The 22,020-nt window shown below is 64.7% G+C and carries 23 protein-coding genes and 1 pseudogene; 8 read left to right on the top strand and 16 right to left on the bottom strand.

Features of this window, described 5'->3' with window-relative positions; all coding sequences use genetic code 11:
• Positions 1-121 precede the first annotated feature (121 nt).
• The 9 genes and pseudogenes from AC27E8_RS04735 to AC27E8_RS04695 all read right to left on the bottom strand — a co-directional run bounded on the left by AC27E8_RS04735 (position 122) and on the right by AC27E8_RS04695 (position 11,310).
• The gene (locus AC27E8_RS04735) at positions 122-1,420 is read right to left on the bottom strand and encodes a sensor histidine kinase (RefSeq protein WP_487098318.1); all 1,299 of its coding nucleotides are present in this window, start codon (positions 1,418-1,420) and stop codon (positions 122-124) included.
• A 3-nt stretch (positions 1,421-1,423) separates the two neighbouring features.
• A complete protein-coding gene (locus AC27E8_RS04730) occupies positions 1,424-2,104 on the bottom strand; it encodes a response regulator transcription factor (protein ID WP_014465361.1) in 681 nt (226 codons plus the stop codon).
• A gap of 45 nt (positions 2,105-2,149) precedes the next feature.
• Complete coding sequence (trpS, locus tag AC27E8_RS04725) at positions 2,150-3,133, bottom strand: tryptophan--tRNA ligase (RefSeq protein WP_487098320.1); 984 nt, start codon at positions 3,131-3,133, stop codon at positions 2,150-2,152.
• A 184-nt stretch (positions 3,134-3,317) separates the two neighbouring features.
• Positions 3,318-4,733, bottom strand: a pseudogene (pyk, locus tag AC27E8_RS04720) (pyruvate kinase); the annotation flags it as partial.
• Positions 4,734-4,829: 96 nt separating this feature from the next.
• Positions 4,830-5,789, bottom strand: coding sequence for an acetyl-CoA carboxylase carboxyltransferase subunit alpha (locus AC27E8_RS04715; protein ID WP_487098321.1), 960 nt, complete (start codon positions 5,787-5,789; stop codon positions 4,830-4,832).
• Positions 5,779-6,678 carry an acetyl-CoA carboxylase, carboxyltransferase subunit beta gene (gene accD / locus AC27E8_RS04710; protein WP_487098323.1) on the bottom strand — a complete coding sequence of 300 codons (900 nt, stop codon included), beginning with the start codon at positions 6,676-6,678 and terminating at the stop codon, positions 5,779-5,781. Before accD ends, AC27E8_RS04715 begins: the two co-directional genes overlap by 11 nt.
• 43 nt (positions 6,679-6,721) lie before the next feature.
• Complete coding sequence (locus AC27E8_RS04705) at positions 6,722-6,919, bottom strand: hypothetical protein (RefSeq protein WP_014465366.1); 198 nt, start codon at positions 6,917-6,919, stop codon at positions 6,722-6,724.
• 99 nt (positions 6,920-7,018) lie between these two features.
• Positions 7,019-9,997, bottom strand: a complete 2,979-nt coding sequence (gene dnaE / locus AC27E8_RS04700) for a DNA polymerase III subunit alpha (protein WP_487098325.1) — start codon at positions 9,995-9,997, stop codon at positions 7,019-7,021.
• A 5-nt stretch (positions 9,998-10,002) separates the two neighbouring features.
• Positions 10,003-11,310, bottom strand: a complete 1,308-nt coding sequence (locus AC27E8_RS04695; protein WP_012811607.1) for a DRTGG domain-containing protein — start codon at positions 11,308-11,310, stop codon at positions 10,003-10,005.
• Positions 11,311-11,448: 138 nt separating this feature from the next.
• On the opposite strand from AC27E8_RS04695, the gene AC27E8_RS04690 reads away from it, so the two are divergent.
• From AC27E8_RS04690 to AC27E8_RS04675, 4 genes are all read left to right on the top strand, one after another.
• Positions 11,449-12,339 carry a YitT family protein gene (locus AC27E8_RS04690; RefSeq protein ID WP_487098327.1) on the top strand — a complete coding sequence of 297 codons (891 nt, stop codon included), beginning with the start codon at positions 11,449-11,451 and terminating at the stop codon, positions 12,337-12,339.
• An 88-nt stretch (positions 12,340-12,427) separates the two neighbouring features.
• Positions 12,428-12,670: a hypothetical protein gene (locus tag AC27E8_RS04685; protein WP_487098328.1), complete on the top strand. Its 243-nt coding sequence runs from the start codon at positions 12,428-12,430 to the stop codon at positions 12,668-12,670.
• A complete protein-coding gene (locus AC27E8_RS04680; RefSeq protein WP_487098330.1) occupies positions 12,667-12,858 on the top strand; it encodes a hypothetical protein in 192 nt (63 codons plus the stop codon). Before AC27E8_RS04685 ends, AC27E8_RS04680 begins: the two co-directional genes overlap by 4 nt.
• Before the next feature lie 79 nt (positions 12,859-12,937).
• The gene (locus tag AC27E8_RS04675; protein ID WP_487098332.1) at positions 12,938-13,621 is read left to right on the top strand and encodes a hypothetical protein; all 684 of its coding nucleotides are present in this window, start codon (positions 12,938-12,940) and stop codon (positions 13,619-13,621) included.
• 326 nt (positions 13,622-13,947) lie between these two features.
• Here AC27E8_RS04675 and cysK read toward each other — a convergent pair whose 3' ends face one another.
• Both cysK and argR read right to left on the bottom strand, forming a co-directional pair.
• Positions 13,948-14,871 carry a cysteine synthase A gene (gene cysK / locus AC27E8_RS04670; RefSeq protein ID WP_487098333.1) on the bottom strand — a complete coding sequence of 308 codons (924 nt, stop codon included), beginning with the start codon at positions 14,869-14,871 and terminating at the stop codon, positions 13,948-13,950.
• A gap of 88 nt (positions 14,872-14,959) precedes the next feature.
• The gene (argR, locus tag AC27E8_RS04665) at positions 14,960-15,430 is read right to left on the bottom strand and encodes an arginine repressor (protein WP_041695911.1); all 471 of its coding nucleotides are present in this window, start codon (positions 15,428-15,430) and stop codon (positions 14,960-14,962) included.
• A gap of 167 nt (positions 15,431-15,597) precedes the next feature.
• Here argR and AC27E8_RS04660 point away from each other — a divergent pair, with 167 nt between their 5' ends.
• Positions 15,598-16,857: a DNA polymerase IV gene (locus tag AC27E8_RS04660; protein ID WP_487111361.1), complete on the top strand. Its 1,260-nt coding sequence runs from the start codon at positions 15,598-15,600 to the stop codon at positions 16,855-16,857.
• Between the two features lie 166 nt (positions 16,858-17,023).
• Here AC27E8_RS04660 and AC27E8_RS04655 read toward each other — a convergent pair whose 3' ends face one another.
• Positions 17,024-17,317 carry a hypothetical protein gene (locus tag AC27E8_RS04655; RefSeq protein ID WP_487098335.1) on the bottom strand — a complete coding sequence of 98 codons (294 nt, stop codon included), beginning with the start codon at positions 17,315-17,317 and terminating at the stop codon, positions 17,024-17,026.
• Positions 17,318-17,472: 155 nt separating this feature from the next.
• Here AC27E8_RS04655 and AC27E8_RS04650 point away from each other — a divergent pair, with 155 nt between their 5' ends.
• The gene (locus AC27E8_RS04650) at positions 17,473-17,724 is read left to right on the top strand and encodes a DUF3243 domain-containing protein (RefSeq protein WP_012811617.1); all 252 of its coding nucleotides are present in this window, start codon (positions 17,473-17,475) and stop codon (positions 17,722-17,724) included.
• A gap of 52 nt (positions 17,725-17,776) precedes the next feature.
• Here the strand turns inward: AC27E8_RS04650 and AC27E8_RS04645 are convergent, their stop codons facing one another.
• The 3 genes from AC27E8_RS04645 to AC27E8_RS04635 all read right to left on the bottom strand — a co-directional run bounded on the left by AC27E8_RS04645 (position 17,777) and on the right by AC27E8_RS04635 (position 20,234).
• Positions 17,777-18,934, bottom strand: a complete 1,158-nt coding sequence (locus AC27E8_RS04645) for a hypothetical protein (RefSeq protein ID WP_487098337.1) — start codon at positions 18,932-18,934, stop codon at positions 17,777-17,779.
• A 242-nt stretch (positions 18,935-19,176) separates the two neighbouring features.
• Positions 19,177-19,860 (bottom strand): metal-dependent hydrolase, encoded by a 684-nt coding sequence (locus AC27E8_RS04640; protein ID WP_012811618.1) that lies wholly within the window; start codon positions 19,858-19,860, stop codon positions 19,177-19,179.
• Positions 19,857-20,234, bottom strand: a complete 378-nt coding sequence (locus tag AC27E8_RS04635) for a YlbF/YmcA family competence regulator (RefSeq protein ID WP_487098339.1) — start codon at positions 20,232-20,234, stop codon at positions 19,857-19,859. The genes AC27E8_RS04640 and AC27E8_RS04635 overlap by 4 nt, the downstream gene beginning before the upstream one ends.
• A 151-nt stretch (positions 20,235-20,385) precedes the next feature.
• Between AC27E8_RS04635 and AC27E8_RS04630 the strand changes: the two genes are divergently transcribed.
• Both AC27E8_RS04630 and AC27E8_RS04625 read left to right on the top strand, forming a co-directional pair.
• The gene (locus AC27E8_RS04630) at positions 20,386-20,778 is read left to right on the top strand and encodes a globin domain-containing protein (RefSeq protein ID WP_487098340.1); all 393 of its coding nucleotides are present in this window, start codon (positions 20,386-20,388) and stop codon (positions 20,776-20,778) included.
• Positions 20,775-21,284: a helix-turn-helix domain-containing protein gene (locus tag AC27E8_RS04625; protein ID WP_487098341.1), complete on the top strand. Its 510-nt coding sequence runs from the start codon at positions 20,775-20,777 to the stop codon at positions 21,282-21,284. The genes AC27E8_RS04630 and AC27E8_RS04625 overlap by 4 nt, the downstream gene beginning before the upstream one ends.
• Here AC27E8_RS04625 and queC read toward each other — a convergent pair.
• Positions 21,281-21,964, bottom strand: a complete 684-nt coding sequence (gene queC, locus AC27E8_RS04620) for a 7-cyano-7-deazaguanine synthase QueC (RefSeq protein WP_012811622.1) — start codon at positions 21,962-21,964, stop codon at positions 21,281-21,283. The two genes, AC27E8_RS04625 and queC, sit on opposite strands and share 4 nt — an antisense overlap.
• Between the last annotated feature and the right edge of the window lie 56 nt (positions 21,965-22,020).

The following is a 22,020-nucleotide window of genomic DNA, read 5'->3' as shown; positions in this document are numbered from 1 at the left end:
GATGCGTTCTCTCTCGATGACCGTGCGCGACAAGGAGCGGCGCAGTCTCCCGCCGCCCGCCTTGTCTCGCAGTGCATCCTCACCCATCATATAGCACGCCAGCCCGCTCATGCAATCGCTCTCAATGCGGGCGCAAAAGCGGCACGTGCAACTCGACAAAAAATCGATCTTCGTCTGCGTCGATGCGCAAACGCCCGCGCATCCGGTGGACCAGGCGCTCGACAATCTGCAGGCCGACGCCGCGCTCCGGCGCGCGAGGCCTGTCGCCCGCCTGATCAGCCACGTCGTTTTCAACCGTGAGCACGACCCACTGGCCCTGTCGATACAAGGACCAGACGGCGGTCGACGGGCGCTTGGCGTGATCAATCACATTCTTGAGCAGCGTGCTCACCAGCCGCTCCCACTCGCCCTGATTGGTGTACACGTAGAGCCCCTCTTCGGCCTGCCCGCGAAGCTCGATGCCCTCGGCGCGCGCGACGGGCTGATACCGCTCGGCAATCTCGAGCGTGAGGTCCGACACCGCCACGGGTTCGGGCGGATCGTCGACCAAACCCGAGCGCAACTTCGAGAGGTAGAGCATGTCCGAGATCATCTTCGACGCGCGGTCCAGCTCGCGCCGGATCTCGTTCGCCGCCTCCTCCGGCACATCGCGGTTGGCGAGCATCGCGCTGGCGGTGGCGATGGGCGTCTGCAATTCGTGCGACAACTCCAGCACCGCCTCCTGGTACGCCGCCCAGGTCTGAAAGGCGGGCTGGACGAGGCGCCGGGCCAGGACGAGATCGCCCGCGATGGCAAGCAAAAATCCCGCGCCGCCGATGAACTCCATGAGGTGGAGCGTGTGCGTCAGCATCGAGCGCTCTTGCGTGATGAGACAGTACATGTAGAGCACCACGGTCGATCGCGTCGGCGTGAGGGCGGGCGAACCCGCGATGCCGCGCACCGCGGCCTTCAGCGCGCCTGTGGCCAACAGCCCTCGGGTCGAAGACCCGCCGACCGAAGCTTGATACGACGTCTGGATGAGGGCAGGCGCCATGGTCGGATCCGGCACGACCACGGTGTACAGCCGGTACGGCTCGTTGTCGTACGTGAACGTCACGAAGTGCTTGAGCACCGCCTCGCCGTGCACGACCGAAAACGGGACGGGCGCGTGCGGCGAATGGGCGACGGCCGCCGGGCCCACGGCATAGTAGAAGATGGTGTTGCCGAGATCGTCCCGGACGGGGGGGCCGAGGCCATCCCGATACACGCTCTCCGTGAGCGCCCGCTCGACCGCCGGCACGGCCTCGGCCATCGCCTGCTCCGCGTCTCTGGCCACGTCGTTCGTCAGCTCGTGGTACACGGCGAGTCCCACGAGCACGAGCAAAAGCCCCGTGCTCACGATGAGGAGGCTCGCCACGGTGATGTACATTCGGCGGAACATCGGTCACTCGCCCTCCGGCTGCAGCGCATAGCCCCGGCCGCGCACCGTGACGATGGCGTTTTTCCAGCCGATGTTGGAACACTTCCTTCGCAAGAAGTAAATGTAGGTGTCGAGCGCGCTGTCCGCCACCTCCGCGTCAGGACCCCAGACTTTGGCAATCAACTGATCGCGGGTCATGACCTGGTGCTTGTGGCGAAAGAGCGCCTCCATCAGGGCGAACTCCTTGCTCGTGAGTTCCAGGGTCCGGCCGTCGTACTCGAGGCTGCGCGACCGCGTGTGCAGTTTCGCGCGCCCGTGCTCGAGCACCTCGTCGTCGGTGAGCGCGGGCGAGCGCCGGACGAGCGCCCCCACCCGGGCCAGGAGTTCGTCGGGATGAAACGGCTTGCCCAGGTAATCGTCGGCCCCCTTGTTGAGCCCCAGCACGCGGTCCTTTGGGTCATTTTTCACCGTGAGCATGAGAATGGGGGTCGTGCACCCCGCCTCGCGCAATTGCGTGAGCGCCTCAATCCCGTCTCCGTCCGGCAGCATGTAATCGAGCACGATGCAGTCGTACGCGCCGCTCATGCCGTGTTCTACCGCCGCAAACACCGTATCCACGGCGTCCACCGTGTAACCGCGCTGCTGAAAAAGCTTTACGAGCTCCCGCTGCAGCGCCGCCTCGTCCTCCACCACCAAAAGCCGCATTCCGCATCCCTCCCTGCGCCCGCACGGCGGGCGGCTCGGCGCGGCTCAGACCTGCAAGAAGCCGACCTTCTGCTGCACCTCCCGGAGCGTAGCGGCTGCAATGTCACGCGCCCGCTCGGCCCCTTGGCGCAGCACGTCATCGAGGTCGCTCGATTCCATGAGATCCTGGTAACGAGCTTGAATGGGCGCCAAGCGCTCAATCACGACTTCCGCCAGTTCCTTCTTGAACGGCCCGTAGCCCTGGCCTGCGAATCTGCGCTCGACTTCCTCGAGCGAGACGTCGGCACAGAGCGCGTAAATGGTCATCAGGTTGCTGACCGCAGGTTTCCGCTCCGGGTCGAAGCGCACTTCCCGCTCCGAGTCCGTCACCGCGCGGCCGATTTTTCGACGTATGGTGTCCGGATCATCGAGCATCGAGATGTACGCGTTCGCGCTTTCGTCGCTCTTGCTCATCTTCTTCTCCGGATTTTCGAGGCTCATGATGCGCCCGCCAATCTCCGGGATATAGGGTTCCGGCACCACGAACGTGTCCCCGAATCGGCGATTGAAGCGGCCCGCGATGTCCCGGGTGAGTTCCAGGTGCTGTTTTTGATCTTCCCCAACCGGCACAAGATGCGCGTTGTAGAGCAAAATGTCCGCAGCCATCAGCACAGGATAGGTGAACAGTCCCGCCGTGACCACCTCGTGGCGGCTCGACTTGTCCTTGAATTGTGTCATGCGCTCGAGCTCGCCGTGGTAGGTGAAGCACTGCAGGATCCACCCAAGCTCGGCGTGCTGCGGAACGTGCGACTGGACAAACACCGTCGCCTTCGCAGGGTCAATCCCCGACGCGAGATACAACGCGGCCACCGAACGAGTGTTGTGGCGGAGCGCCTCCGGGTCCTGCGGCACCGTGATGGCGTGCATGTCCACCACGCAGAACAGGCAGTCCGCCTCGCCCTGCAACTTCACGAAGTTGCGAATCGCCCCGAGGTAGTTTCCGATGGTCAGGGTTCCGGATGGCTGAATGCCCGACAACACGCGTTTCATGGACATCATTCTCCCAACTGTTCAAATTCGGTTCAAATCGGAACGGCGCCCCATCCTGGGGACTCTCGCCGATGCGCGCCAAGCGCCATTCGCTCTCCATCATAAACGAAAGCGGAATTCCCCTTCAAAGCGGGGAATTCCGCGCCGCGCGCCTGTATCCGGTCTTGAGCCGGTGCGGCTTTTAAACCGTGTGCACCTTCATGAAGTTCGTCGTGCCCGCCGTGCCCGCGGGAATGCCGCCCATGATGATGACGCGATCGCCCTTGTGCACATAGCCGGTCGAGAGCGCCCCCTGAACAGAGCTCGCGAGCAACTCGTCCGTCGTACCCGCGATGTCCGGCACGACGACGGGGAGGACGCCCCAGTAGAGCGTCAGGCGCCGCGCGACGTGATCGAACGGCGTCACCGCGATGATGGGCGTCATGGGCCGGTGCTTGGACACGCAGCGGGCGGTGTGCCCGGACGTCGTCGCCGTGATGATGGAGACCACGTCGAGATCGGCCGCGAGCGTGCGCACGGCGTGCGCGAGCGAGTCGGACACGGTGTGCGTGACCTCCGTGCGGTGCCGGTACGCCACCTCGTCGTGCGCGATGGCGGCCTCGGCACGCTCCGCAATCTGCGCCATGGTCCGCACGGATTCGAGCGGATACCGCCCGGCCGCCGTTTCGCCTGAGAGCATGATGGCGTCCGTGCCGTCGAAGATGGCGTTCGCCACGTCGCTCGCCTCGGCGCGCGTGGGCCGCGGATTGCGCTGCATCGAATCGAGCATCTGCGTCGCCGTGATGACCGGCTTGCCATACCGGTTGCAGATGGAGATAATCCGCTTCTGCGCGAGCGGCACCTCTTCCGTCGGGATCTCGACGCCGAGATCGCCGCGGGCCACCATCATGCCGTCGGACACCTGCGCGATCTCGTCGAGCCGATCCAGCCCCTCGCGCGTCTCAATCTTGGAGATGATGTCCGCCTGGTAATTGTGCTCCTCCAGAATGCGGCGCACCTCGAGCACGTCCGCCGCCTTGCGCACGAACGACGCCGCGATCATGTCGACGCCGTGCTCAATGCCGAAGCGGATGTCCGCCTTGTCCTTCTCCGTGACACCCGGAATCCTGAGCGTCACGCCAGGGACGTTGATGCCCTTGTTGTCCTTCAGCACGCCGCCGTTGGTGACGCGGCAGTGAATGTCGTGGCCCTTGACCTGGATGACCTCGAGTCCAATCAGCCCGTCGTCGATGCGAATCGGCGCGCCGGGATACACGTCTTCCACGAGCCCTTCGTAGGAGACCCACACGCGCTCCTTCGTGCCGTACTCCACCGGATCAATGGTGAGGACAATTTCGTCTCCGTCTTTCAGCTCCACCTGGCCGCCTTGGATCTTGCCCGTTCGAATTTTCGGTCCCTTGATGTCGAGCATGATGCCGACGTGCTTGCCCACGCGGGCCGACGCCTCGCGAATGCGCCGGATGCGCTCTGCGTGTTCTTCGTATGTACCGTGGGAGAAGTTGAGTCGGGCGACATCCAAACCGGCCTCAATCAGCTTGGTCAACATGTCGAGCGATTCGCTCGCAGGCCCGATGGTGGCCACAATCTTCGTCTTTCGCATGCCTAACCCTCTCTTCGCGAAACTTTCGACCTGGCCCCGTGCGCAGGCGCGCACACAAAGGAAGAAGCGGAAAGTCCGGCGGCGCCGGACACCGCTTCACGGCCGTTCGACGTAGGTTCCCATTTGCCGATACTTATGGTAGCGCGCCTCGAGCAGTTCATCAATAGGCACAGACAAAAGCTCGCGCAACCCGTCCATCACGACCTCCCGCACCTTTCGCACCATCCACTCCGGATCCTTCTGCGCGCCGCCCATCGGCTCCTCGATGATGCGGTCGATCACGCCGAGATCGAGCAGGTCCTTGGCCGTGAGCCGCATGACCTCGGCGGCCTTCGGCCCGAGCTTGGCGTCCTTCCACAGAATCGCTGCGGCCGACTCCGGCGCGATGACGCAGTACCACGCGTAGTCGAGCATGTAAATCCGGTCCGTGATCCCGAGTCCGAGCGCGCCGCCGCTGCCGCCCTCGCCGGTGACGATGGACAGGGTGGGCACGCGCAGGCCGGCCATGGCGAGAAGGTTTTCGGCGATGGCCACGCTCTGCCCCCGCTCCTCGGCCGACATGCCCGCGTAGGCGCCCGGCGTATCGATGAAGAAGACCACGGGACGGCCGAACTTTTCCGCCTGCTTCATCAGCCGAAGCGCCTTCCGATAGCCCTCCGGATTCGCCATGCCGAAGTTGCGGCGGATGTTCTCCTTCGTGTCCCGCCCCTTCTGATGGCCGATGATGGTCACGGGCTGGCCAGAGATGAGCCCTACGCCGCCGACGATGGTGAGGTCATCGGCAAAGTGGCGGTCGCCGTGCAACTCTACGAACTCGTCGCACAGCCCGCGGATGTAATCCAGGGTGGTGGGTCGCCCAATCTGGCGGGCGAGTTGAACGCGCTGCCACGGCGTGAGATTCGCATACGTGGTCTCCGTGAGTTCCTTCAAACGCTCCTCCAGCTTGGCGACCTCTCCCTGCAAGTCAATGTCGTTCTTCTCCATGAACGCCTTGAGCTCGGCGATCTTCGCCTTCAGCTCGGCGATGGGCCGCTCAAAATCCAGCTCATTCGCCATGCGCCCACCCCCGAGCGGTGTGAATGCGCACCAGCGCCCCGAGCGTCTGGCGCATCTGCTTTCGATGCACGACCTTGTCGATCATGCCGTGCTTCAGGTTGAACTCTGCCGTCTGAAAATCGTCAGGCAGACTCTGCCGCATGGTCTGTTCCACGACGCGCCGGCCCGCGAACCCAAACATGGCGCCCGGCTCTGCGACAATGATGTCGCCGAGGCTCGCGAAGCTGGCACTCACGCCGCCCGTAGTGGGGTGCGTGATGACCGAGATGAACAGCACGCGCGCCTCAACCATCCGCGTGAGGGCCACGCTCGTCTTGGCCATCTGCATGAGGGACAGAATGCCTTCCTGCATCCGTGCGCCGCCAGACGCGGTGAACAAAACAAGCGGGCGCTTGCTCTCCGCCGCTCGTTCCATCGCCCGCGCGATGCGCTCGCCCACCGCGGAACCCATGCTGCCCATCATGAAGCCCGGATCCATGGCACCGATGACAATGGGCACGCCGTCGAGCTCGGCCTCGCCCGTCACCACGCCCTCGAGAAGCCCGGTGGCGCGCTTGGCGGCCTCCAGCTTCTCCTCGTACTGGGGAAAGCCGAGCGGATTCGTCGAGGTCAGCCGGGCGTCGAGCTCGCGGAACGTCCCCTCGTCGACCGTGATCTCGATACGCGTGCGCGCCCCGATGCGGAAGTGGTAATTGCACTCCGGGCATGTGTACAGATGCTTCTGCAATTCCTTCGCCAAAATGAGGGCGCCGCACCCGTCGCACTTTTGCACGAGGCCCTTCGGCACATCCCGCTCCATCGCAGGTCTTGTCGGCCGCGCCTCGGGCGCCTCCTCGCCCGTCCCCACCGTGACGTACTGGCGCCGTCGGTTGAACAGATCTTTTAACACAACCCCACCTCTTTAACCCCGCTGTTGCGCCCGAAGCGGGCCGTCACGACAACGACGAGTGCAGGATGTCTCTCAGGACGTCCTGCGCCTCGTCGAGCTCGCTCTCTGGAATCAGAATCTCATATTGCTCTTTCGCGCCGCGCGACTTCTTCACCTTGACTAGGAAGCCTTCCTCCGTCATCCTCAGGCGAATCCGCTCCGCCTGCTGCGATGTCGGTGCAATGTAGATGACCGTCCACATGGCTCTTACGCTCCTAGCAAGCATCATGATCACTCTTGCCCGCATTATACCATGTCTGTCCGAACAGGCACATGCAGAAACCAGGGCGAGCTCCCAGCCTCACTTCAGCCGAACGTTGCCAAGCCCCACGCGCTCTTCGAGCGCAGCGACCAGATCCTGCGTCACCTCTACGCGATAGCGCGGGCCGAGCAGCCGCGCCCGGCCCGTGGAGGCGTCGTAGAGCGCGACCTCCGTCTCCCCGGGAGACATGGCGAGCAGTCGCTGGATCTCCCGCAACACCTGCGCGCCGCCCCGGCTGCGATACCGGATATACAGGCGCTTGGCGGATGGGGCTCGTGCGTTCCCGGGCCCCTCGGAAGCGCCCTGCGCCTCCGCCTCGACGAACAGGTCGAGCGCCGCCCACTGGCGGCTCTCCTCCGCGCGCGACAGCGCCTCCTCGTACATCTGGCGGCGCACGTCCCGCGAGGCGTTCTCCGGGAAGAACTCGTCGAGCGCCCCCGCTGCAAAGAGGCTGTCGAGCGCCTTGCGATTGACGATGCGGGGTTCGATGCGCCGCAGGAAATCGACCAGCGACGTAAACGGCTTCTCGGACCTGAGGGACAGGATGTGATCGACCGCCGCCTCCCCGACATGTCGAATGGCGATGAGCCCGGCGCGCAGGCTCCCATCCTTCTCCACGGTGTATCCGCGCTCGCTCCGCAGGACGGACGGGGGCCTCACTTGGATGCCGTGGCGCCTCGCGTCCTGCTCGTACAGCCGGATCTTGTCCGGCGATCCCATCGAGAGCGTGAGGAGCGCCGCCAGAAAATCCGGCAGAAAATGCGCCCGCAGATACGCGGTCCGAAACGCGAGCACCGCATACGCCGCCGCGTGCGAGCGATTGAACCCGTAATCCGCGAAGCGCACGATGAGATCGTACACCTCGCGCGCCGTCTCCTCGCTGTACCCGCGCCTCACGCACCCGTCGACAAAGCGGGCGCGCTCCTCGTCCAGGATCTCGCGCTTCTTTTTCGATACGGCCCGCCGCAACAGATCCGCCTCGGCCAGCGAAAATCCCGCCATCCGGCTCGCAATCTGCATGATCTGCTCCTGATACACGATGACGCCGTAGGTATCCGCCAGAATGGGCTCGAGATCCGGGTGCGGATACGTCACGGCGCGGCGCCCGTGTTTCGCGTCGCAAAAAGCGGGGATGTTCTCCATCGGCCCCGGCCGGTTGAGCGAGATGACGGCAATCACGTCGTCCAAGCTGGTGGGGCGAAGCTCGCGCAACACCCGCCGCATGCCGGCCGACTCGAGCTGAAAGACGCCGTTGGTATCCGCGCGGGTCAAAAGGGCGTACGTGGCCTTGTCGCCCTCGTCCACCTGCCGCCAGTCGATGGAGGCGCCTGTGCGCTTGCGAATCGACTCGAGGCAGCGATCGATGAGCGTCAGCGTCTTGAGGCCGAGAAAATCCATCTTGACGAACCCGAGCGCCTCCACGTCCTCCATCGGATACGCCGTGACCGGCGTGTCGTCCGCGGCGAGATCGAGCGGAATCCAGTCCGCGATGGGCTCCGGCGAGATGATGACGCCGGCCGCGTGGATGGACGTGTGGTGCGGCAGATCTTCAATCCGCTTGGCTGCCTCAAACAGCCGCCGGGCATCTGGACTGCCGTCGACGAGCTCCCGGAACGCCGCGGACTCCTGATAGGCGCCGTCGAGCGACGCGTGCACCACGCCCGGCACGAGCTTCGCCAAGCGGTCGACGAGCGCCGGGTCCGCCCCCGTCATGCGGCCCGCGTCCCGCAAGGCCGCCCGGGCCTGCAGCGTGCCGAAGGTGCCGATCTGCGCGACGCGATCGCGCCCGTACTTCTCCATCACATAGCGGATGACCTCGCCGCGCCGCTCAAACTCGAAGTCCGTGTCGATGTCCGGCAGCGACACGCGCGCGGGATTCAGAAACCGCTCGAACAGAAGCTTGTGCCGAATGGGATCCACGTCCGTGATGCGAAGGGCGTAGGCAACCAGGCTGCCCGCCGCCGATCCGCGCCCCGGCCCCGTGGAGATGCCCTGCTGGTGGGCGTACCGGATGAAGTCCGCCACCACGAGAAAGTAATCGGCGTAGCCCATGCGGCAGATGACGTCAAGCTCCCGCTCGAGCCGCTCCTCCACCTCGGGCGCAATGGCCCCGTACCGCCTCGTGGCGCCCGCGCGTGCGGCCTCGCGCAGCACCTCCTCCGCCGGCCGCCCGTCCTTCGTCGCGTAGCGCGGCATCCGCACCTGATGAAGCGGCAGGTCGAGCGCGCACATCTCGGCGATCTCGGCCGTCCGACTGAGAGCGTCTGGCAGGTTGGCCAACCGGTCGGCCATCTCCGCCTTCGTCGCGAAGTGGAACTCGTCCGTCGCGAACCGCTCGGCCGCATCCGCCCGCGCGAGCTGCGCGTACGCGCGGTGCCACGGCGCGTCCTCCCGCGCGAGATAGCGGACGTCTTGCGTCGCCACAAGCGGCACATCGTAGCGCCTGGCGAGCTCCATGAGCGAAGGCAATCCCTCGCGCTCACGCCGAAGGCCGTGATCTTGCACTTCCACGAACAACTGCCCCGCGGGCACGGCATTGGCCACCTGCAAAAGCCGCCGCTCGGCCGCCTCCACCTCGCCGCGCGCAAGAGCATCGAACAGGCGCGACTCCGGCCCGCCGCAGAGCACCACCAGCCCATCCGAATACTCGGCGAGTTCGCGGAGCGTCACGTGCGGCACCGGCCGCTTCCAGCGCGCGCTCGTCGCAAGCCGCGTGAGCCGGCGGTAGCCCGATAAGCCCATGGCGAGCACCACGACCGTATCGAGCGATTCGGCTGCCCGCCCGGGCACAACCTCCTCCTCGTCGACGGCAAGGGACACCTGCATGCCGAGGATGGGAGCAAGTCCTTCCGCGCGCGCGAGGCGGTAGAAGCTGAGCGCGCCGTACATCGCGTTGGTGTCCGTGATGGCCACGGCCGGCATCTCGCAGGCCTTGGCGGCCCGTACGATGTCCTCCACGCGCAACAGGCTCTCGCGAAACGAAAACGCGGAATGGACGTGCAGGTGCACAAAGTCCACCGTGCTCACCTCTCGATCCACTGCGCGGTGACGAGCGCCTTCGCGAACACGTCGTTCTTGTCCGCAATCTCGACCTCCACCTTGGCATAGCGCCGCCCGTCGTTCAGCACGCGCGCCCGCGCGTCGATGGTGGTATCGACCGGCACGGGCCGAAGCACATACAGCGTCATGTTCTCAATCAGCATATCGACGTGCCGCGCCCTGCGCAGACAGACGCGCGCCGCCTCCTGGATAATGGTCGTGAGCGATCCCGTCGCGAGCGTACCGCCCGAGGTCGTCATCTGCGGCGTGACCTGGCCTCGCAACACGGCGGAGCCGTCCGGGGTCTGGACCACGTTGAAGTCCCGCACCACCACGTCCTCGACGGTCTCCCCCACCTGCGGCTGCCGGTTCATGATCTGCAGCGCCCGGATCACGTCCTGGCGCGTGATCACGCCAATCACGTCCTTGTCCTTCACCACGGGCATGATCTCGAAGCCTTCGAACGCCATCCGGTGCGCGGCCGACGCGATGGTCGTCTTCGGCGTGACGGACACCGGGTTGCGCGTCATGTACCGGGAGACGGGAGCGTCGAGCTCCGCCTCCGCCACGTCGCGCGGGCTGATGATGCCGACGAGCCGGCCGTTCGCGTCCACCACCGGCATGCGCGAGTGGCCGGACTCCTCGACGAGGTGATAGTACTTGCGCACGGTGTCGTCGGGCCGAAGGCTCACGAGCGGCTGATTTTGCAGCACGTCTTCCACGTAGAGGATGTCCTTTTTAATCAACCGGTCGTACAGCGCGCGGTTGATGAGCGAAGCGGTGGTGAACGTGTCGTAGGAGCACGAGATGAGCGGCAATTGGTACTCGTTGGCGAGCTTCTCGACCATCGGCGAGGCGGTAAAGCCACCGGTGATGAGCACCGCGGCGCCGCTCTTGAGCGACATGCGCTGGACCTGCTCCCGGTTGCCCACAATCATGAGACACCCGGGGCTCAAATACCGGCTAATGGACTCGGTGCGCATGGCGCCAATGACGAACCGGCTCAGCGTCTTGTGCAGGCCCTCTTTCCCGCCGAGCACCGTGCCCTCCACGATGCGCACCACTTCCGCGAAGGTCAGGCGCTCAATTTGCTCCTTCTCCTTCTTTTCCACGCGCACCGTGCCGATGCGGTCCAGCGTGGACACGAAGCCCTCCGCCTCAGCTTCTTTGATGGCCCGGTAGGCCGTCCCCTCGGACACGTTCAACACGCGCGCGATTTTGCGAACGGAAATCTGGGATCCAACCGGCAGGGATCGGATATACTCCAGGATTTGCTGATGTTTAGTCGTCACGGATCCTCCTCGGACCGCCCCGCGGTCCCTCACGGCTTAGAATCTAGCTTGATCATAGCTTTCACGAACCTGTCGTCAATTGCCCTTCAAATGCGTGTAGAATGGTGCCAAAGCCTGTGCGATGAGGAGACGTGAGTCATGCGCGTATACGACGACGTGCGCCGCATGGTGGGCATGCGCGGCGCCTCTCATCCCGCGCTCGATTGGACCTGGCGCATCGCGGTCATCCTCTTTTCCGACTTGGTGGGCGCCGTCGCGGTCAACAACTTCCTCACTCCCGCCCACATCCTCGCCGGCGGCGTCACGGGCGTGGCGCAGATCCTCCATCACTACGTCCCCGCCCTCGGCGTAGGCACCATGTACTTTGTGTTCAACATCCCGCTCTTCCTCCTCGGCTACCGATATCTCGGGCGCCGGTTCATCTTTCAGACCGGCATTGCCATCCTTGGCTTCTCTGCGCTCGCGGACTTTGTCCGACTCCATTTTTCCACGCCGACAGATCCGCTGCTCATGAGCCTGTACGGCGGCGTGCTCACGGGCCTTTCGTCGGGACTCGTCATCCGCGTCGGCGGCTCCATGGGCGGGACGGACATCGTGAGTCTCGTGGTGCATCGCCTGACGGGGCGCAATATCGGCTCCGTGAGCTTTGTCATGAACGCCGCCATCGTCCTCTTGTCCATGCTCGTCTTCGGCGTGCCCGCAGGATTGTACACCCTCGTCAGTATGTACGCCGCGTCTCGCGTTGTCTCGGGCCTGATGCACTTCCAGCAGCGGAAGACGGCACTCATCGTGACCTCGAAGCCAAGCGAGGTGGCAAGCGCCATCGGCCAGCGGCTCGTGCGCGGCTCGACCGTGATGCGCGCGTATGGCGCGTATACGCAACGCGAGCGCGGCGTGCTGCTCTGCGCCATGACGCACCTCGAAATTGCGGATCTCAAGGAGATTGTCCAGTCGCTCGATCCGGACGCGTTCATCACCATCCTCGACACGACGGAGGTCATCGGGCGATTCCGGCAGAGCGCGCCGTGACGAGATCGCCAGGTTTAACTTTTCATCTCTGCGAGCAAACTTGTAAGGAGCGTCAGTCTGGAAACCCTCGCAGGGAGGTCGATTGCCCTTGAAGATCCCGTTGACCGTCGTCGTGGCCCTCGCCGCGTGGGCCGTAGGTGTGTGGCCGAGCGTCGACGCGTGGGCGGACGCGTCCGTCCTTCATCATGCCTTGGCGCACGCGCTGTTCCTCGTGTCGGGCGGATTGCTAGGGTTCGAAGCCGCCCGCTATGCGGCGCAGAGCGCGGCGCGCCAGCGAACTGAGGAGCACGAGTACGGCGCCGCCGATGCGGAGGAGGTGGCGCAATCGTGAAGCTTTCCCCTTGGTTGCACGCCGGTGTGGCGTACGTCGGCGCGGCGGCGCTCGCGGCCACGTATTTGCCGGGCGTGATGGACGACGCGGTGCCGGCGGTCCACTTTTCGCAGCACCTCGCCATCACGGCGGCCGCGTTTCTGACGGCGTACGGCGTGGAGCGATTGCGCCAGTCCGCCGGAAAGTGACAGAGTCCTGCGACAGACCCCCACAGTTTCACCTCGATGTGACGAATGAATGTGATACCACACAATCGAGGTGACTTCTGTGAATCGGGGTCTTTTTCTCGCCATCGCGGCGTCGGCGGTCAGTCTCCTGTCGTTCACCGGAGCGCCTGCCGCCGAGGCGCAGACCGCGCAGGGCAACGTGCTTTTGGCTGTCGCCAACGCCACAGGCAACGGCACGGACGGGACAGCCTCAGGCAGTGGCTCTCGCCCGAACCTTCACCAGATCATCACGCAGTTTGAGCAGGCGATTGCGCCGTACGAAACCATTCATCCGACGCAGATCTCCCATCCGCCGCTGCCGACGCAGTCCCTGCCGACGTCGCCCGCGGCCATCGATCAGGCACTCCAACAGACGCTTCAGGCCTACAAGCAGGCCACGCAGAGCGACAAACAGGCGCAAGCCCAACTGCAGGCAGCCTTCAACGCGTACATCAACGCACTTCAGCTCTTCGTCCAGGTGGGCGATCTCGACGTCCTCACGCAGCAGACGCCGGATTCCACGGCCGTCGTATCGTATCTCGAGGATGCACTGTACACGCAGGCGGAGGTATCCGCCGACTTCCAAGTCCTTGAGCAGGCCCACGCCGCCGGAGACAACAGCGAGCTGCTCGCCGCGCTCCTGGACATGACGCAGCTTGAACAGCAAAAGGTGTCGGACGTCAAGACCGCCACGAAGATCCTGGCGAAGATGACGAGCACGCTCCAGGCTGGACTGTCCGACTAGGACACGGGCGCCGCGCCATGCGGCGCTCGTTTTCTGTTCGGCGGGTTCGTTCGGATTCCGCGTCCAGCATCACGCCCGGACGCGGCACCCGGGTGGGGGTATGCGTGGTCAGTCTTCCGCGTCCTGTCACGCAAGCCTCAAACAAACAAAAACCCCGCCTCGCGCTTGAGACGGGGTTTCCCGCAGACCGGGCAGTCAGGGATAGGTACAGTGTAGAACAAGGTCAACTACACCACACCGTCAGTATATCGGGTCCGCGAACTCCTCACATGAGTCTTGAGACCTATCTTTGCGATCGCAGCGCCGAAATTTCGATGCAAGCCCCGTCAACTCTGGTACAAATCGGACGACAGATACCGTTCACCGGTATCCGGGGCCATGCATAGCACGCGCGCCTCCTTGGGAAGCGCCGCGGCGATGCGCAGACCGTGAAAGACAGACGCCGCCCCGGACGCTCCGAGCAGAATGCCCTCTTCGGCGGCGACGCGGCGCGCCATCATCTGGGCGTCGTGATCGTCAATGAGCAGGATCTCGTCAAACGCCTCGCGGTTCAGGATGCTCGGCACAAATCCCGGACCCGTGCCGGGGATTTTGTGCGGACCCGGTTGACCGCCCGAAAGGACAGGCGATCCCTTCGGTTCCACGACGTAGATTTTGATGCCCGGGATGCGCTGCTTCAGCACCTCGCCCGTGCCCGTCACCGTGCCGCCCGTGCCAGCGGTCAGCACGAGCGCATCGAGCTTGCCCTCGAAGTCCTCGAGGATCTCGAGCGCCGTCGTCTTGCGGTGCGCGTCGGGATTCGCGGGGTTGTCGAACTGGGCCGGGATGAAGCTGTACGGGATGCGCGCGGCGAGTTCCTCGGCGAGCTCAATGGCGCCCTTCATCCGCTTCGACTCGGGCGTCAGATGCACCTCGGCGCCGTACGCCTTGAGCAACTTGACGCGCTCCTCGGTGGCGTTCTCGGGCATCGTGATGATGCAGCGGTACCCTTTGGCGGCGCAGACCATGGCGAGCCCGATGCCTGTGTTGCCCGACGTCGCCTCGATGACGGTGCTCTTCCCCGGGATAAGCTTGCCCTGACGCTCCGCTTCCAAAATCATGTTCAAGGCCGGCCGATCCTTCACGCTGCCCGCCGGATTTTTGCCTTCGAGCTTCACATAGACGCTCGCCCCGTTGGGATCCGGCAGGCGGTTCAGGCGAACGACCGGCGTGTGTCCGACGAGATCGAGAATCGAGTTGTACAGTGGCATGGCCAATCTCCTCACGCGCCGCGGCCGAAGCCGCAGCAGAAATATGCCAACTTCTATAGTATAACTCGGAAAACGCGAAACGCCAGCGTCACCCGATGTTCAGCGTCTCGTTGAGCAGGCGGACGGCGGCCTCCTCGTCCTGGCACACGAGCAGCATCGTATCATCTCCACAAATGGTGCCGAGCAAGCCGGGCGGATCCAGCGCGTCCATCAGCGCGCCGATGGCGTGCGCGTTCCCAGGGGCCACCTTGATGACAATGAGGTTGTTGGCGCGCGCGTGCGAGATGAACACCTCCGCCAGACGCCGCTGCAGCGCATCCACCGAGACCTTGTTCACCGCGGTGGGCAGGGCGTATTTGTACTTGCCGTTTGAACCCACCACCTTGACGAGCTGCAGTTCCTTGATGTCGCGCGAAATGGTGGCCTGCGTGACGGGGAAGCCCGCCTCCTCGAGTGCGCGCACCAGATCCTCTTGGGTCTCAATCTCGTTCTGGCTTACAATCTCGCGAATGCGCATCAAGCGCTGTTCCTTGCTCTGCACAGACAGTCTCCTTTTCATCCGTCGCATGGTTGTCGCTCAACGATGCTGTCCAACAAGGATTTTACCGCATCCTGTTGCGCTTGATCCGAACCTTTCACGTTGAAGTGGAAGGTATCGAGGGTTCACGAAATCCACGAGCGCTCATCCCGCGCTTGCGTTACACTGATGCCTAGAGGTGATTTCGCATTTCGCAGCGGCAAATCCTTCACATCGACATGAACGCGTTTTACGCTTCGTGTCACGCCGCCGTCGATCCGGCGCGCTACGCGGGCAAACCCGTCGCCGTCGCGGGCGATCCGGCCACGCGCCACGGCATCGTGGTCACCGCGAGCTACGAGGCCCGCGCCCGAGGCGTCAAGCCGCCCATGCCGGTCCACCAGGCTCTGGCGCGCTGCCCGGAGCTCATCCTTGTGCGGCCCGACTTTCGGTTGTACCGCGCGTATGCGCGAAAGGTGTTCGCCATCGTGCGCGAGTTCACGCCGGATGTCGAGATCGTCAGCATTGACGAGTGTTACGCCGACGTCACGCACGTGCCAGGCGGGGACAGGCCGGTTGATCTCGCCCGCGCCATCCAGGCGCGCCTGCTCGACTCGCTTGGGCTTCCGTCGAGCATCGGCGTGGCCCCTAACAAGTTCCTGGCCAAGATGGCGAGCGACATGAAGAAGCCGATGGGCATCACGGAGCTCCGCACCGATCACATTCGCAGCTTACTGTGGCCGCTCGCCATCGAGCATATGCACGGCGTCGGCCCGAGCACCGCGAAGAGGCTCAGGCGCCTCGGCATCCTCACCATTGGCGATCTCGCCGTGCAGTCGCTCGATGTCCTCGCCCGCGCGCTCGGGCCGCGGGCTGCCGAGCTGAAGGCGCGCGCCAACGGCATCGATCCGCGCCCGCTCGAGACGGAGCCTCAGCCGCCAAAGAGCGTGGGCCATTCGATGACCTTGGCGAAGGACGCGCGGTCGTTCGCCGAGGTGGAGGGCGTCGTGATGGATTTGTGCGATCGCGTCGCGTCGCGCATGCGCCGCTATGGCCTGATGGGCCGCGTGATTGCCGTGGTCGTGCGGGATCGCCGCATGCGCACCTCGCGCCACCAGGACACCCTGGCGACCTACGTGCGCCACACCGGTGAACTTTTTCAAGCCGCGAGGGCACTGTTTGAACGGATTTGGCCGGCCGAGCCGGTGCGACTGCTCGGGGTCTCGGTAGAGGGCTTGGTGCCGCGCGACGGGCAGGGCGTGCAGCTTCACCTGTGGGACGCCGTGCCCATCGCAGCCGAACCAAGGGACGAGCGGCTGGAGAAGCTCGAGCGCGCCATCGACGAGGTGCGGGCCAAGTTTGGCCCGAACGCCATTCGCCTGGGCCGCTCGCTCTCCGGGCAGAGGGACGACGTGCACGCGCGCGGCACGTCGCTCGAACGATTCGATGACGAGGAGGAAACACCGTGACGGATCCTTTGCACGGCAACCTTGACCCGATTGGGACCATTCTGGCGTGCCTCGTCCTGGCCATCGGCCTGGTGGCGTGGACCAGCAGGCGGTCGTGACGAGCCGCCTGCCCGCCTCCCGTTGGCGCATTCGGACGTCCGGCAAGAAGGCGCGCACCGCCAGTCCTTCATCCCCGCGCGCGCAGCCTGATACGCCCCGGCCGCTCTTCCCGCGCCGCGCTCTGATACGCTTCTTCTTCCAATTGCCGCGCCCGTTCGCGATCCGCTCCAAGCCAGAAGTACAGATTCGCCCCGATGTAGAGCGCCAGCAGAAGCAGCCAAAGCGCCGAAAACGTGCCCGCGACGCCGTGCTCGAGCTTCGGCAGGCGCGGCACGCCGTACGCCGCGAGCGCGAGCGCCGCAAGCCCATAGATGGCCGAGTACGTCCGCACCTGTCTCGGCACGCCCACTTTTCTCCGCATACCGCGTCCTCCTCCTTTGCCTGTCCGACATATATGCGCCAGGCTTCCGAAACATGCAGTGCTCCACATCAACATGCAGCGCTCCACATCGCATGACCCTCGCTACATCGGGGAACATTGAGCACGAAACCAATGCACTTGGAGGAGGATGAGCCATGGGCGTCATGGAGACCTTCGAGAACTGGAAGCAATTCTTAGGGGAACACGTCGATCGCGCCAAGGAAGCCGGCCTGAATCAGGATCAGCTCGCGAACATCGCCACGAAGGTCGGCGAGTTTTTGGCGAGCAAGGTGGATCCTAAGAACCCCGAGCAACAGCTCCTGAAGGAAATGTGGAACGTGGCGGACGATGAAGAGCGCCGCGCCATCGCGAGCATCATGGTCAAAATGGCGGATCGGGCGCACTGACGAAGAGGCGCCGTCCGGGGCGTGTGCCCGAGGCGGCGCCTTTTCGTTCGCGTCAGGTGAGCGTGGCCCACGCGAGATGCCCGGCCCCGTCCCACCAGGCGACCCAATGTCCGTCCGTGTAGGAAAAGGGCGCCGGAAGCGCGGTCTCGGTTTGCGACGGCCGGTGGAGCAAAAGCGCGCGCCCTCCGCCTGCGGCGCTCTGATCCACCGCGAGCCAGGTGGCGTCGCCGCTTGCCGTCCCCGCCTCTCCATCCGTCCACTGCTCCAAGACGGATGCGCCCAGCCTGTACGCGAACAAGGGATACGGCGCGGGGTTCTCAGGTGAATTCGGCGTTGGGTTCGCGTTCAACTGCACGATGGCGGTCTCGTCGGTCGCCGCGTAAAGCGTGCCCGGGTGCCAGAGGGGGACGGCTGTCCGGTTCACCGGGCCTGGTGAAAGGCTGATGCGCACCAGTCGCGCAGAGGCGGACGGATCGAACGGATGCTTCGATATTGCCTCCACGCACCACAGCGCCCGCTCTCCCACGGCCATCGACAGCACGGCCCGCCCGTCCCGCTCGCTGTCCTCTGTGACAATCGTATGCCCTTTGCGAGTGGTGAGATTGTAAGCCCAGACGGTGGTCTGAACGTCGCGCTTCTCCTGTTGCACGCTCAGCCAATAGGCCGTATCCCCCACCACCTTGAGGCCCACGACATCGCCTTCCTGCACCCCACGCTCGGCGGACCGAATCACAAAGCGCGTGCCGGTCGCTCGTGCCTCCGCCCACAGCTGCCGCATCCCAGTGCCGCCGTCGGAACCCGTTTGCCACACCAGCCACCGATCGGTGAGGTATGCGGCGTTCGCCTGCAATCCCCGCGGCATCGAGATGGCCTCTTCGACGTGGCCCGTATCGGCGTCGATCACGTCGATGCGCGAGGCGCCGGTGAACGATCCGTCCGCCTTCATGGACGGATACTGCACGACGCAGAGCGCTCGGCCGTCGATGGACCAGACCTGGCAGCCCGGCAGTGACAGATGGTGCACCGTACCGTACGGGGCGGCCGCTGGCCGGAACGAGATGCGCTCGATGGGCAGTTCATCCACAGCCTGCCTTTCGCTCATGACCGTCGTCAGCTTTGCGTGCCGCGGCGCGGCGTACGTGAACCACGCCACATCTGCCACCGCCACACCAAAAAGCCCTGCGGCGACCCAGCGAACCCAACGCGCCATTCGCGACGCTCCTCTCTTCCGACGCGCGTGGACTTCTCTCGCCGCGCGCATCATCGGTTGTGGTTGGATCCCATTCTACGCGATGGAATCTCGCGATTCAACAAGAATCTCCAAGATTGGAATGAGGACCGATGAAATGGGACACGAGTTGGGACATCGTTCCGGTGAGAAGGGCACGGGGCGGGGCAACGTCAAAAACGGCAGGCGCCGCCTTCGCGGAACCTGCCGTCCATTTCCACGTATCACAACTCGAACGTCTCGCCGATTTTGAGCTCCACCGCGTCGATGCCGCGCGCCTTACAGTCCGCGACGAACTTCGCGCCGTCCTGCGCGATGAGCGGGAACGTGTTGTAGTGCATCGGAATGACCTTTTTCGCCTTCAGCCACTCCGCGGCAATCAGCGCGTCGTCCGGGCCCATGGTGAAGTTGTCGCCGATGGGGAGCAGCGCGAGATCGATGGTGTTCAATTCGCCGAGGATCTTCATGTCGCCAAACAGCCCGGTGTCCCCGGCGTGGTAGATGGTCTTGCCCTCCAGGGTCAGCAGGAAGCCGACCGGCGGGCCGACGTACACCAAGCCGTTCTCCGTCTCCACGCCGGAGCCGTGGAACGCGAGCGTGACCTTCACGCGGCCGAACGGGAAGTCGCGCTTGCCGCCGATACCCATTGGATGGACGTTCAGCCCCTTGCTGGCGTAGTAGACGGCCAGCTCGTTCGCCGCAATGATGGTCGCGTTGTTGTTGCGCGCGATGGTCTCCGCGTCGAGGACGTGATCGGAATGGCCATGCGTGAGAACCACCCACTGGACCTTGATGTCCTCCGGCTTCGCCACCGCGTTCGGGTTGCCGCTCAAAAACGGATCGATGACCAGGCGATGTTCTCCGCTTTCGATCACGAAACAGGACTGTCCATGGTACGTCAGTTTCACGACTCTCGCCCCACTTCCCTCATGATTTCGTCCAGCGACGCAAGGCGGACGTCGTCCAGCGGCTCGGAGACAATGCGCTGGACGTCCATCCACAGCCGCTGAAGCTCGAGATCGGCCTCCAGGTACGCCCGCGCGTCCTGATTCAACTGGACAATCTCGAACAACTTGCGCAGCGTCTCAAGCTCCTCCTGCGCAGGCTCTTCGCCGCGGAGCCGCTTCATCTCGAGCTGGTACTGGCGCCGATAGAAGTCGAGCACCATCTGCTTCGTCGGCTCGTCCCGCTCGATGGCCTCCTTGGCCCGCTTCGCGCGCTGATACGGCTCCCACTCGCGAATGGCCCGCGCCAGGGCGTGCGCATGATCATACGGGTTCACGCGCCGTCCCCCCTTGCCGTACAGGTCTATTATACCGCCGGAAGAAGTCATGGGAAAAAGCTCGAGAATGCGAGGTCCTCGCGCGGAGGCTGCTGCGCTGCGCAACATGTTCGCTTTCGGTATACTGTTCGGAAGAGGAGGGTGAACCTCTGTGGCAACCACAACGCTTTACGAGGCCGTGGGCGGCGCGAGCACCTTTCGCAAGCTCGTGGACGCCTTCTACGATCGCGTCGCGCAGGACGAACTCTTGAGGCCGCTGTTTCCGCCGACGTTTGACGAGGTGAAAGAGCGGCAGTACTGGTTTTTAACGCAACTGTTCGGCGGGCCGAGGCTCTACACCGAGCGCCGCGGTCACCCGATGCTTCGGGCTCGGCACCTGCCGTTTCCCATCACCGTGCGCCACGCGGAGCACTGGCTCCGATGCATGGCCCAAGCCCTGGAAGAGGCCGGAATCCCTCCCGCCGCGCGGGCCGCGATGCTCGAACGGCTCGGCGGGATCGCGCTGCACATGGTCAACACCCCCGGAGAGGAGGAAGAGGCATGACGCCGTCCTCGCCCACGCCCCCGGTTGGCGAGCGCATCGCCCAACTTCGAAAGGAGCGGGGCCTCACGCAGGCCAAGCTCGCGGAGCGCGCCCGCCTGTCGACGAGCGCCATCGCCATGTACGAGACCAACCGGCGGCAGCCGGACGAACGCACGCTCGCGCAAATTGCGGAAGCGCTCGGCGTGGAGATGGCGCAGATTGCGCCGCACCTCGACGCCGCGGCCGTGCCCCCATCGCGGCATCAGCAGGCCAAGCCCGCGCCCAACGAGAGCCACCCTGGCGACAGGGCGGCGGCAGCCTCGGAACCCAACCGGGTGGAGCGAGAAGCCGGCGACGCGCCCGGCGTGACGCAGCTTGTCCTCACCAAGGACGAGGCGCGGCTCATCCTCTTCGTCCGCATGCATCCCGACGCCATGCCGTTTCTTCAGTCGTACGTGACAGCCGATCCCGACAAGCGCCGCCAGCTCGAGCGGGCGTGGCGACTCATCCAGGCGTTCCAAGGCTAGTCGTTGAAGCCGGGGCGGTACGGGATGGGATCTTTCGCGCCCGCCTCCGCAAACCCCTTCAGGCGCAGCCGGCAGCTGTCGCACTCGCCGCACGCCACCTCGCCGCCCTGGTAGCACGACGTGGTGAGCTCGTACGGCACCCCAAGTTCCAGCCCCTTGCGCACAATCTCGCCCTTCGTCCAGTGCAGAAGCGGCGTCTCGATGCGAATGGGCCGCCCCTCGACGCCCGCCTTCGTGCCGATTCTCAACACATGTTCCACGCCTTCGATGAACTCTGGCCGACAGTCCGGGTAGCCGCTGTAATCGAGCGCGTTTACGCCGATGTAGATGGCTTCCGCACCGATGACCTCCGCGTACGACGCCGCGATGGCGAGAAACAGCAGGTTTCTGCCGGGCACGTACGTGACCGGAATTTCGCGGGACACGCCCTCCGTCGGCACGTCGATGGATTCATCCGTCAGGGCGCTCCCCCCGATCTGGCGCAGAAAGTCGATGGACACAATGCGGTGGTCCTTGACGCCGTAAAACGCTGCCACCTTTTTCGCCGACTCGAGCTCAATCCGGTGCCGCTGCCCGTAGTCAAACGTGATAGGGCAAAGCTCATAGCCCGCGGCGTGCGCGATGCCCATGCACGTCGCGCTGTCGAGCCCCCCGCTCAGAATCACCACAGCCTTTGCCATGCCCACACGCCCTTGTCGAGAATGCGTTCTGATGCTCGGCTTGTTGAGCGCCCCGG

It is taken from the genome of Alicyclobacillus sp. CIJ1 (assembly GCF_057538885.1).
This window is presented reverse-complemented; position numbering and strand designations above follow the sequence as displayed.

Excerpts from the sequence above, each read along its gene's own strand:
- AC27E8_RS04735 (WP_487098318.1), bottom strand. The coding sequence starts at position 1,420 with ATGTTCCGCCGAATGTACATCACCGTGGCGAGCCTCCTCATCGTGAGC.
- AC27E8_RS04730 (WP_014465361.1), bottom strand. The coding sequence starts at position 2,104 with ATGCGGCTTTTGGTGGTGGAGGACGAGGCGGCGCTGCAGCGGGAGCTC.
- trpS (WP_487098320.1), bottom strand. The coding sequence starts at position 3,133 with ATGAAACGCGTGTTGTCGGGCATTCAGCCATCCGGAACCCTGACCATC.
- AC27E8_RS04715 (WP_487098321.1), bottom strand. The coding sequence starts at position 5,789 with ATGGCGAATGAGCTGGATTTTGAGCGGCCCATCGCCGAGCTGAAGGCG.
- AC27E8_RS04705 (WP_014465366.1), bottom strand. The coding sequence starts at position 6,919 with ATGTGGACGGTCATCTACATTGCACCGACATCGCAGCAGGCGGAGCGG.
- AC27E8_RS04690 (WP_487098327.1), top strand. The coding sequence starts at position 11,449 with ATGCGCGTATACGACGACGTGCGCCGCATGGTGGGCATGCGCGGCGCC.
- cysK (WP_487098333.1), bottom strand. The coding sequence starts at position 14,871 with ATGCCACTGTACAACTCGATTCTCGATCTCGTCGGACACACGCCGGTC.
- argR (WP_041695911.1), bottom strand. The coding sequence starts at position 15,430 with ATGAAAAGGAGACTGTCTGTGCAGAGCAAGGAACAGCGCTTGATGCGC.
- AC27E8_RS04655 (WP_487098335.1), bottom strand. The coding sequence starts at position 17,317 with ATGCGGAGAAAAGTGGGCGTGCCGAGACAGGTGCGGACGTACTCGGCC.
- AC27E8_RS04650 (WP_012811617.1), top strand. The coding sequence starts at position 17,473 with ATGGGCGTCATGGAGACCTTCGAGAACTGGAAGCAATTCTTAGGGGAA.
- AC27E8_RS04645 (WP_487098337.1), bottom strand. The coding sequence starts at position 18,934 with ATGGCGCGTTGGGTTCGCTGGGTCGCCGCAGGGCTTTTTGGTGTGGCG.
- AC27E8_RS04625 (WP_487098341.1), top strand. The coding sequence starts at position 20,775 with ATGACGCCGTCCTCGCCCACGCCCCCGGTTGGCGAGCGCATCGCCCAA.
- queC (WP_012811622.1), bottom strand. The coding sequence starts at position 21,964 with ATGGCAAAGGCTGTGGTGATTCTGAGCGGGGGGCTCGACAGCGCGACG.